Origin of the sequence: Pseudomonas sp. RC10-4-2, assembly GCF_050433085.1 — a bacterium.
Classification (GTDB): domain Bacteria; phylum Pseudomonadota; class Gammaproteobacteria; order Pseudomonadales; family Pseudomonadaceae; genus Pseudomonas; species Pseudomonas aeruginosa.
Window position 1 is genome coordinate 116,184 of sequence record NZ_JBNPXX010000003.1, and the last position, 11,855, is coordinate 128,038.

Consider the following 11,855-nt stretch of genomic DNA (forward strand, 5'->3'; position numbering starts at 1 on the left):
GGCGGTAGCGTGCAAGCACTCATAGAGAAGGTGGGCTCCCTTTCCCCCCAGGAAAGGAAGGCATTGGCTGTCCTGCTCAAGCAGCAAGGTGTCAATCTCTTCGAGATCGCGCCAGTGTTCAAGCGCCAGGACGGCGAGCCCCTGCGGCTCTCCTATGCCCAGGAGCGACAGTGGTTTCTCTGGCAACTGGAGCCGGAAAGCGCGGCCTACCATATCCCGAGTGTCTTGCGTCTACGTGGGCGGCTGGACCTGGATGCCCTGCAACGCAGCTTCGACAGCCTGGTTGCGCGGCACGAGACCCTACGCACCCGTTTTCGCCTCGACGGCGACGAGGCGCGCCAGGAGATCGCCGCATCCATGGCATTGCCGTTGGATATCGTCGCGTTGGGGCCGCTCGAGGAGGGCGCCCTCGCTCGGCAGGTCGAGACGACGATCGCGCGGCCGTTCGACCTGGAGCGTGGGCCGCTGCTGCGGGTGAGCCTGTTGCGGCTGGCCGAGGACGACCATGTGCTGGTGCTGGTCCAGCATCACATTGTGTCCGACGGTTGGTCGATGCAGGTGATGGTCGAGGAACTGGTCCAGCTCTATGCCGCCTATAGTCGAGGGCTCGAGGTAGCGCTGCCGGCTTTGCCGATCCAGTACGCGGACTACGCCCTGTGGCAGCGCAGCTGGATGGAGGCGGGGGAAAAGGAGCGCCAGTTGGCGTACTGGACCGGCCTGCTGGGCGGCGAGCAGCCGGTGCTGGAGTTGCCGTTCGACCGGCCGCGCCCGGTTCGGCAAAGCCATCGTGGTGCCCAGTTCATCCTGGAACTGGATATTGATCTGTCCCAGGCGCTCAGGCGCGTGGCCCAGCAGGAGGGGGCTACTGCCTTCGCCCTGTTGCTGGCTTCGTTCCAGGCGCTGCTGTATCGCTACAGCGGGCAGGCGGATATCCGTGTCGGCGTGCCGATCGCCAATCGCAACCGCGTGGAGACCGAGCGGCTGATCGGCTTCTTCGTCAACACCCAGGTGCTCAAGGCCGACCTGGACGGTCGGATGGGCTTCGACGAGCTGCTGGCCCAGGCCCGCCAACGCGCGCTGGAGGCCCAGGCGCACCAGGACCTGCCGTTCGAGCAACTGGTGGAGGCCTTGCAGCCGGAGCGCAGTCTTAGCCACAACCCGCTGTTCCAGGTGCTGTTCAACTACCAGAGCGAAGCCCGTGGCAACGGCCAGGCATTCCGCTTCGACGAGTTACAGATGGAAAGCGTGCAGTTCGACAGCCGGACGGCGCAGTTCGACTTGACGTTGGACCTGACGGACGAAGAGCAGCGTTTTTGCGCCGTTTTCGACTACGCCACCGACCTGTTCGACGCCTCCACTGTGGAACGCCTGGCCGGCCATTGGCGCAACCTGTTGCGCGGCATCGTCGCCAACCCACGACAGCGGCTCGGCGAGTTGCCGCTGCTGGATGCGCCGGAGCGCCGGCAGACCCTCTCCGAATGGAACCCGGCCCAGCGCGAGTACGTGGTGCAGGGCACCTTGCAGCAGCGTTTCGAGGAGCAGGCGCGGCAACGGCCACAGGCGGTTGCGCTGATCCTCGACGAACAACGGCTGAGCTACGGCGAACTGAATGCGCGGGCCAATCGCCTGGCGCACTGCCTGATCGCTCGCGGCGTTGGCGCGGACGTGCCGGTCGGGCTGGCGCTGGAGCGTTCGCTGGACATGCTGGTCGGCTTGCTGGCGATCCTCAAGGCCGGCGGCGCCTACCTGCCGTTGGACCCGGCGGCGCCAGAGGAGCGCCTGGCGCATATCCTCGACGACAGTGGGGTACGGCTGCTGCTGACCCAGGGGCATCTGCTCGAGCGCCTGCCACGGCAGGCGGGGGTGGAGGTGCTGGCCATCGACGGACTGGTGCTGGACGGCTACGCCGAGAGCGATCCGCTCCCGACGCTATCGGCGGACAACCTGGCCTACGTGATCTATACCTCGGGCTCGACCGGCAAGCCCAAGGGCACGTTGCTCACCCATCGCAACGCGCTGCGCCTGTTCAGCGCCACCGAGGCCTGGTTCGGCTTCGACGAGCGGGACGTGTGGACGTTGTTCCATTCCTACGCCTTCGACTTCTCGGTCTGGGAAATCTTCGGCGCGCTGCTCTATGGCGGGCGCCTGGTGATCGTGCCGCAATGGGTGAGCCGTTCGCCGGAAGACTTCTACCGTCTGCTGTGCCGCGAAGGCGTGACGGTGCTCAACCAGACGCCGTCGGCGTTCAAGCAACTGATGGCGGTGGCCTGTTCCGCCGACATGGCGACGCAGCAGCCGGCGCTGCGCTACGTGATCTTCGGTGGCGAGGCGCTGGATCTGCAGAGCCTGCGGCCGTGGTTCCAGCGCTTTGGCGATCGCCAGCCGCAACTGGTGAACATGTACGGCATCACCGAGACCACGGTGCACGTAACCTACCGTCCGGTGAGCGAAGCCGACCTGGAGGGTGGCCTGGTCAGTCCGATCGGCGGGACCATCCCGGACCTGTCCTGGTACATCCTCGACCGTGATCTGAACCCGGTGCCGCGCGGCGCGGTGGGCGAGCTGTACATCGGTCGCGCCGGTCTGGCGCGCGGCTACCTGAGGCGGCCCGGGTTGAGTGCCACCCGCTTCGTGCCGAACCCGTTCCCCGGCGGCGCCGGCGAGCGGCTGTACCGTACCGGCGACCTGGCACGGTTCCAGGCGGATGGCAATATCGAGTACATCGGGCGTATCGACCACCAGGTGAAGGTTCGCGGCTTCCGTATCGAACTGGGTGAGATCGAAGCGGCGCTCGCCGGTCTGGCCGGGGTACGCGATGCCGTGGTGCTGGCCCATGACGGGGTCGGCGGCACGCAACTGGTGGGATACGTGGTGGCGGACTCGGCGGAGGATGCCGAGCGTCTGCGGGAGTCGCTGCGGGAGTCGCTGAAGCGGCACCTGCCGGACTACATGGTGCCGGCGCACCTGATGCTGCTGGAGCGGATGCCGCTGACGGTCAATGGCAAGCTCGACCGGCAGGCGTTGCCGCAACCGGATGCGAGCCTGTCGCAACAGGCCTATCGAGCGCCCGGTAGCGAGCTGGAGCAGCGCATCGCAGCGATCTGGTCGGAGATCCTGGGAGTGGAACGGGTCGGCCTGGACGACAACTTCTTCGAACTGGGCGGTCATTCGTTGCTGGCTACCCGGGTGATTTCTCGGGTTCGCCAGGAGCAGCAGTTGGACGCAAGCCTGAAGGCGTTGTTCGAGCGGCCGGTTCTGGAAGCGTTCGCCCAGGGATTGGAACGCACGACGGATGCGGTCTCGACGATACCGCTTGCCGATCGGCAGCAACCGTTGGCACTGTCCTTCGCTCAGGAGCGTCAGTGGTTCCTCTGGCAACTGGAGCCGGAAAGCGCGGCCTACCATATTCCGAGTGCCTTGCGCCTACGCGGGCGGCTGGACGTGGATGCCTTGCAACGCAGCTTCGACAGCCTGGTCGCGCGGCATGAAACCTTGCGTACCCGCTTCCGGCTGGAGGGAGGGCGTTCGTACCAGCAGGTACAACCTGCGGTTAGCGTTTCCATCGAGCGGGAACAGTTCGGTGAAGAAGGCCTGATCGAACGGATACAGGCCATCGTTGTGCAGCCATTCGACCTGGAACGGGGGCCGCTGCTGCGGGTGAACCTGTTGCAACTGGCCGAAGACGACCATGTACTGGTGCTGGTCCAGCACCACATCGTGTCCGATGGTTGGTCGATGCAGGTGATGGTCGAGGAACTGGTCCAGCTCTATGCCGGCTACAGCCAAGGGCTCGACGTGGTGTTGCCGGCCCTGCCGATCCAGTACGCGGACTACGCCCTGTGGCAGCGCAGCTGGATGGAGGCGGGGGAAAAGGAGCGCCAGTTGGCGTACTGGACCGGCCTGCTGGGCGGCGAGCAGCCGGTGCTGGAGTTGCCGTTCGATCGGCCGCGGCCGGCCCGGCAGAGCCATCGTGGCGCGCAGTTGGGTTTCGAGCTATCGCGGGAACTGGTCGAGGCCGTGAGAGCCTTGGCCCAGCGTGAAGGCACCAGTAGTTTCATGCTGTTGCTGGCCTCGTTCCAGGCGCTGTTGTATCGCTACAGCGGGCAGGCGGATATCCGTGTCGGAGTGCCGATCGCCAATCGCAACCGCGTGGAGACCGAGCGGCTGATCGGCTTCTTCGTCAACACCCAGGTGCTCAAGGCCGACCTGGACGGTCGGATGGGCTTCGACGAGCTGCTGGCCCAGGCCCGCCAACGCGCGCTGGAGGCCCAGGCGCACCAGGACCTGCCGTTCGAGCAACTGGTGGAAGCCTTGCAGCCGGAGCGCAATGCCAGCCACAACCCACTGTTCCAGGTGCTGTTCAACCATCAGAGCGAGATACGCTCGGTGACGCCCGAGGTTCAGTTGGAGGACCTGCGTCTGGAAGGCCTGGCCTGGGACGGCCAGACTGCGCAGTTCGACCTGACGCTGGATATTCAGGAAGACGAAAACGGCATCTGGGCCTCCTTCGACTATGCCGCCGATCTGTTCGACGCCTCCACCGTGGAACGCCTGGCCGGCCATTGGCGCAACCTGTTGCGCGGCATCGTCGCCAATCCACGACAGCGGCTCGGCGAGTTGCCGCTGCTGGATGCGCCGGAGCGCCGGCAGACCCTCTCCGAATGGAACCCGGCCCAGCGCGAGTACGCGGTGCAGGGCACCTTGCAGCAGCGTTTCGAGGAGCAGGCGCGGCAACGGCCGCAGGCGGTTGCGCTGATCCTCGACGAACAACGGCTGAGCTACGGCGAACTGAATGCGCGGGCCAATCGCCTGGCGCACTGCCTGATCGCTCGCGGCGTTGGCGCGGACGTGCCGGTCGGGCTGGCGCTGGAGCGTTCGCTGGACATGCTGGTCGGCTTGCTGGCGATCCTCAAGGCCGGCGGCGCCTACCTGCCGTTGGACCCGGCGGCGCCAGAGGAGCGCCTGGCGCATATCCTCGACGACAGTGGGGTACGGCTGCTGCTGACCCAGGGGCATCTGCTCGAGCGCCTGCCACGGCAGGCGGGGGTGGAGGTGCTGGCCATCGACGGACTGGTGCTGGACGGCTACGCCGAGAGCGATCCGCTCCCGACGCTATCGGCGGACAACCTGGCCTACGTGATCTATACCTCGGGCTCGACCGGCAAGCCCAAGGGCACATTGCTCACCCACCGCAACGCGCTGCGCCTGTTCAGCGCCACCGAGGCCTGGTTCGGCTTCGACGAGCGGGACGTGTGGACATTGTTCCATTCCTACGCCTTCGATTTCTCGGTCTGGGAAATCTTCGGCGCGCTGCTCTATGGCGGGTGCCTGGTGATTGTGCCGCAATGGGTGAGTCGTTCGCCGGAAGACTTCTACCGTCTGCTGTGCCGCGAAGGCGTGACGGTGCTCAACCAGACGCCGTCGGCGTTCAAGCAACTGATGGCGGTGGCCTGTTCCGCCGACATGGCGACGCAGCAGCCGGCGCTGCGCTACGTGATCTTCGGTGGCGAGGCGCTGGATCTGCAGAGCCTGCGGCCGTGGTTCCAGCGCTTTGGCGATCGCCAGCCGCAACTGGTGAACATGTACGGCATCACCGAGACCACGGTACACGTAACCTACCGTCCGGTGAGCGAAGCCGACCTGAAGGGTGGCCTGGTCAGTCCGATCGGCGGGACCATCCCGGACCTGTCCTGGTACATCCTCGACCGTGACCTGAACCCGGTGCCGCGCGGCGCGGTGGGCGAGCTGTACATCGGTCGCGCCGGTCTGGCGCGCGGCTACCTGAGGCGGCCCGGGTTGAGTGCCACCCGCTTCGTGCCGAACCCGTTCCCCGGCGGTGCCGGCGAGCGGCTGTACCGTACCGGCGACCTGGCACGGTTCCAGGCGGATGGCAATATCGAGTACATCGGGCGTATCGACCACCAGGTGAAGGTTCGCGGCTTCCGTATCGAACTGGGTGAGATCGAAGCGGCGCTCGCCGGTCTGGCCGGGGTACGTGATGCCGTGGTGCTGGCCCATGACGGGGTCGGCGGCACGCAACTGGTGGGATACGTGGTGGCGGACTCGGCGGAGGATGCCGAGCGTCTGCGGGAGTCGCTGCGGGAGTCGCTGAAGCGGCACCTGCCGGACTACATGGTGCCGGCGCACCTGATGCTGCTGGAGCGGATGCCGCTGACGGTCAATGGCAAGCTCGACCGGCAGGCGTTGCCGCAACCGGATGCGAGCCTGTCGCAACAGGCCTATCGAGCGCCCGGTAGCGAGCTGGAGCAGCGCATCGCAGCGATCTGGTCGGAGATCCTGGGAGTGGAACGGGTCGGCCTGGACGACAACTTCTTCGAACTGGGCGGTCACTCATTGTTGCTGCTGATGCTCAAGGAGCGGATCGGCGATACCTGCCAGGCTACGCTGAGCATCAGCCAACTGATGACCCATGCCAGCGTCGCGGAACAGGCGGCATGCATCGAGGGGCAGGCGCGTGAGTCGTTGCTGGTGCCGCTCAACGGTAGGCGCGAAGGTTCGCCGCTGTTCATGTTCCATCCGAGTTTCGGCTCTGTGCACTGTTACAAGACCCTCGCCATGGCGCTGCGGGATCGTCATCCGGTCAAGGGTGTTGTCTGCCGTGCCCTGCTGGGCGCTGGTCGCGAGGTGCCGGAGTGGGACGATATGGTTGCGGAATACGCCGAGCAATTGCTGCAGGAGCACCCCGAAGGGGTTTTCAACCTGGCGGGATGGTCGCTCGGCGGCAACCTGGCGATGGATGTCGCGGCCCGGCTGGAGCAGCGTGGGCGGCAGGTGGCTTTCGTCGGCTGGATCGATGCGCCGGCACCGGTCAGGGTCGAAGCGTTCTGGAACGAGATCGGGCCGACGCCGGAGGCAGTCCCGAACCTATCCGTGGGCGAGATGCGGGTGGAACTGCTCGGTGTCATGTTTCCGGAGCGGGCCGAGCATATCGAACGGGCCTGGTCATCGATCTGCTCCGCCACGACGGACGATGAGCAGCGCTGGACGAGGATGAGCGACTGGGCGGAAGCGGAGATCGGCGCCGAGTTCGCGACACTGCGCAGCGAAATCGCACAGAGCAACGAACTGGAAGTGTCCTGGGAGTTGAAACAGATCCTCGACGAGCGCCTGAAAGCGATGGATTACCCGCGTCTGACGGCGAAGGTCAGCCTCTGGTGGGCCGCGCGCAGCACCAATGCCATCCAGCGGAGCGCGGTGGAGCGCTCGATGGCCGAGGCGATCGGGGCGGAGCGTGTCGAACCGGTGCGGGTGCTGGATACCCGGCACGACAAGATCATCGACCACCCTGAGTTTGTGCAGAGCTTCCGGGCCGCCCTGGAGCGTGCCGGGCGCTGATCTCAGGTCCGTTCCGTTCAAAGCCCGCCTTCAGGCGGGCTCTTTGTTTCTGTACAGGAATCATTTGGTGTCGTGCCGACAGGCGTCTTCGGCGATGGGTCGCGTGGGGTAGCCGAGAAGCAGAACGCCCCGCATTGCGGGGCGTTCTTTTTCGCAGCCGGGCTCAGAAGTCCCAGCGAGTGCTGAACATCAGGTTCCGTGGATCGCCATAGGATGCCGAGGTGTAGAAACCGATGTTGGTGTAGTAGGTCTTGTCGAAGACGTTGTTGACGTTGACGCTGGCCGACAGCTTGTCGGTGATCTGGTAGCGGGCCATCAGGTCCACCAGCCAGTAGTCTTCCTGGGAGAACTTTTCCCAGCGGCTGCGGGGATTGTTGTAGACCATCTGCCAGCTCTTGCCCTGCCAGCGGGCGCCGCCGCCGACCGTGAGCTTGTCCAGGGCGCCCTTGAACTTGTAGCTGGTGTAGAGGCTCAACTGGTCCTGAGGCTCCCAGGTGGAAACCTTCTTGCCACTGTCGTCGCGAATGATCTTGTGGGTATAGCCAGCCTGAACCTGCCAGCCTGGCGCCAGTTCACCCGAGATTTCCGCCTCGTAGCCCTTGGTCTTGGCCTTGATGCCCTTGTAGGCGTAGGTGATGGCGGGGTTGGTCGGTTTGCTGTTGTAGAGGGCGTCTTCCTCCGCGCGGTTTTCCTCATGAATCTCGAAGTAGGCGAGACTGGTATTGAGTCGTCCGTCGAGATATTCACCCTTGATGCCGATCTCGTAGTTCTGGCCTTCGTCGGGTTCGAGCAGCTTGTTGCTGCTGTCGCGATACCAACTGTCCTGCGGCATGAAGATGTCGGTATAGCTGGCGTAGACGGAGTAGGTATCGTTCAGGTCGTAGACCGCGCCGACGTAGGGAATGAAGCGTCCGGACTCGCGAATGGTCGGATTCAGGCCGGTTACCCGGTAGTCGACCACGCGTCCACCTAGGAACAGGTTCAGGTCATCGGTCACATTGAAGCGGGCGGTCATGTAGCTGCCCAACTGGCGGGTCTTGTCATCGATGTACTGGGAGGGGGTACCCCAGTCGGGCTTGCCTATATCGCCGTCCCAGTTGATGAAGTCGTCGGTGGTGTTGTCGTAGTTGCGCAGGTTCCAGTAGCTCTTGCCCTCCCAGTGGGAGAAGGAAGCCGAGGTGCCGACCACCAGCTCGTGCTCGCGACCGAGGAACTGGAAGGGGCCGGTGAGATAGATATCCAGCGAGTTGCTCTTGGTTTCGCCGGTGTACTTCTGCGCAACGATCTTGGCGCTGTTGTCCGGTGCCGGCCAGTCGCCCATGATCGCGCCGAGGGGCGCGTGGTAGCCGTTGATCTTGTGATCGAGCTGCACCTTGCCGACCCAGCCGTTGGCGAAATTGTGCTCGAGGTTGGCGAAGACGGTGCGGGTGTACTGCTCCCAACTGCTCCACTTGGCTCCGTTGTTGAAGGAGCGGGAGACGTCGTTGCGGTTGCCCTGGCTGTCGAAGAGCGGGAAGCTGCCCGACCAGCCCGATCCCTTGGGATCGTTGTCCTGATAGTCGGCGCCGACGGTAAGCATGGTGTCGGGATTCAGATCGAACTCGAGGATGCCGTAATAGACGCTGGTTTTGCGCTCGTAGTGATCCATGAACGAGTGCTTATCCTGGTAGGCGGCTACCGCCCGGCCGCGGACGTTGCCGGACTCGGTCAGCGGGCCGCTGACGTCCAGTTCGGAGCGGTAATTGTCCCAACTGCCCGCGCCCAGTTCGACATGGCCCTTGAATTCATGGGTAGGTTTCTTGCGGATCAGGTTGATCGTGGCGCCGAGGGACCCCGCACCGGTGAGCAGGCCGGTCGCCCCCTTGAGTACTTCCACCCGGTCGTAGATGGCCATGTCACTGAGCGTATTGCCCGCGGAGTAGCCGACGTTGCGGGCCGTCGAGGGAATCCCGTCGTACTGGAAGTTGTTGATCGAGAAGCCGCGGGCATAGTAGTTGTTGCGGTCAGTGTCGTAGGCCGAGACGGTGATGCCCGGCGTATGGCGCATGACGTCGTCGATGTTGTTGAGGCCGAAGTCGTCCATGTTCTGGCGGGTGACCACGGTGATCGACTGGGGCGTCTCGCGCGGAGTCAGGACCAGGCGGGTCGCCGTGGCGATAGTGCCTGGCGTATAGGAGCCGCTGTCCTCGGTGATGGTGCCCAACTGGTTGGAGGTGATCATGGTGGCGCCGAGATCGACGCTGCTGTCCGCCGCCTCGGCGACGCTGATGGTTATCGCATTGCCCTGGAAGTCCACCGATGCGCCGGTGCCACGAAGCAGCTCGGTAATCGCCTGGTTCGGCTCCAGCTTGCCCTTGATCGCACTGCTACGCTTGTTCCGGACCTCTTCCGGGCGATACAGCACCTGGATATCCGCCTGGCGGCCGAACTCCTGGAGTGCGCTGCCCAGCGCCTGGGGAGGGATGTCGAACTCGACTTCCTGCGCCTGGACATATCCCGCCAGCGGCAGGCTCAGGGCCATGGCGAGCGAGTGGGGAAGAATCCTGCGTTGGAAGGCACGGCGCATCAAAAACGCCTTACTCAGAGGACTGAGACCGTGTGGTGCTGGCATGGGTGATTGCTCTTCTTAGGTTGGCAAGTTGCGAATAAATGAGATCGCTTCTCAATTCTCTTAGTATGACGTTTTACCCACGGAAAACCGGATGAAAAAGTTTCACGCCGTCTCGGTTTCCTTGACGACCTTGCCTGCCGAGAGCCTTATCAACTGGTCCGCCATTTCGAAATAGCGATCATCGTGGCTGATCACGATGATGGTCTTGCCCTGGCGTTTCAGGTCCGGCAACAGTTCGGTGTAGAAGACCCTGCGGAAAGCCGGGTCCTGGTCTGCGGCCCATTCGTCGAAGACCAGGACCGGTCGCTCTTCGAGCCAGGCATTGATCAGCGCAAGGCGCTTGCGCTGCCCGGTGGAGAGATCGGTGGTGCTGAAGTTGCCGTCCATGACGCTGACCTTGTGGGCGATTTCCAGGCGTTGCAGATATTGGGTCGCGTTCTGCAACGAAGCCTGCTTGCCCTGGACCAGGTCGTCGAATAGGTAGTAGTCGGCGAAGATGGTGCTGAAGAGCTGGCGGTAATCGTCGCGGGTCTCCGCGCTGACCGGTTCTCCGTTGAGAAGGATCTCGCCGGACTGCGGGCGATAGAGGCCGAGCAGCAGCTTGATCAGGGTCGTCTTGCCGCAGCCGTTCTCGCCGACGATGAAGACGATGTCACCTTGGGCGATACGCAGATTGATAGGGCCCAGATGGAACGGTTCGCTGCCTTCGACGGCGGGGGGGCTGTAGCGAACGTCGCGCAGTTCCAGGCTGTCGACGGTCTTGTCCGGGGCCTCCTGTTCGCTGAGCAGAAGATGGGGTTCGGGAGAGGAAAAACGCTCGGAAAGTTCGGCGACCCGCTGGAAGGCGACCTGGGCGCGACTGACGATGGGAAGGATGGTCACCACCTGTTCGAGTGGTCCCTTCATGTACAGCAGGACCATCACGAAGCCAGTGATGGCGGCCGGATTGGACGAAGGCCAGTAGGCCTGGAGCGTAAGCGCCAGACCGATCACCACGAAGAACAGCATCGAGCCGAAGGTCTTGGCCAGGATGAATATATTGATGGAGCTGATGTGGAGGTCGCGGATGTTGTTCGCGGTTTCGCTGATGCGGCCGGTGTGCATGCGATAGCGACGGGGGCGGTGGATGCGCAGTTCCTTCGCGCCCGAAGCGATGGCGGTGTAGTGCTTCTGCAATTCGTCTTCGAGATCGCGGGCGGCATAGAACCCTTTGAAACCGCGGGAGCGCGCCAGGTACTGGGCTGCCGTGCCGATGACGATGGCGACGACTGTCAGCAGGAACATCGGGACCGATAGGTAGGCGAGGTAACCCAGGCAGCCGAAAGTGATGGTCAGGGCGATGGCCAGTGGGGTGAAGGAAAAGGAGAAGTCGCTGATGGTATCAATGTCGTGTGTCAGTACCGGAATGAGACGGTGGGTCCGGTAGCGCTCGATCTGCTCGATGGGCGCCGAGAGGACTTTCTCGCCGAGTTCCTTGCGCAGCTTCGCGATGATGTGTTGGCCGACGTAGCTGGTACCGATGTCGGAGACGATCGAACTGACCAATGCCAGCAGGCAGAGTCCGCCGAACGACAGCAGTACGCCTTGGCCGAGGCCGTTTTCCGAGTGCAAGGCGTTGTTGATGCTGGCCAGCAGCAGGGTGATGGCAAGGCCGCCGGCCATGCCCAGTGCTATGGAGACGGCCACGATCGCTCGAAAGGGCCTGAGCAGGGCGAGCAGTTCGCGAATGGCGCCGCGCTTGGGATTGGTCATAGTTGCTTCCCGGATGTACTAGGTCGGTGGGGTCCCAGGATCGTTCCATGGCCGCTCCCGGCTGGGCCGGTAGGCATGGGACGGTTGAGTGGGGTGGCCTGGCGCAGGCTTTCGTTGCGGCACTGCGAATGCGGAC

The 11,855-nt window shown here is 64.0% G+C and carries 3 protein-coding genes; 1 reads left to right on the forward strand and 2 read right to left on the reverse strand.

The genetic code is table 11. From position 1 onward, the window contains the following. Positions 1-9: 9 nt before the first annotated feature. Positions 10-7,356 (forward strand): pyoverdine non-ribosomal peptide synthetase PvdD, encoded by a 7,347-nt coding sequence (gene pvdD, locus FHW81_RS16145; RefSeq protein ID WP_429479457.1) that lies wholly within the window; start codon positions 10-12, stop codon positions 7,354-7,356. Positions 7,357-7,519: 163 nt separating this feature from the next. Here pvdD and fpvA read toward each other — a convergent pair whose 3' ends face one another. Then, positions 7,520-9,967, reverse strand: a complete 2,448-nt coding sequence (fpvA, locus tag FHW81_RS16150; RefSeq protein ID WP_004349900.1) for a ferripyoverdine/pyocin S3 receptor FpvA — start codon at positions 9,965-9,967, stop codon at positions 7,520-7,522. A gap of 102 nt (positions 9,968-10,069) precedes the next feature. Next, entirely contained in the window at positions 10,070-11,719 is a 1,650-nt protein-coding gene (gene pvdE, locus FHW81_RS16155) for a pyoverdine export ABC transporter PvdE (protein WP_003103601.1), read from the reverse strand. Positions 11,720-11,855: the final 136 nt, after the last annotated feature.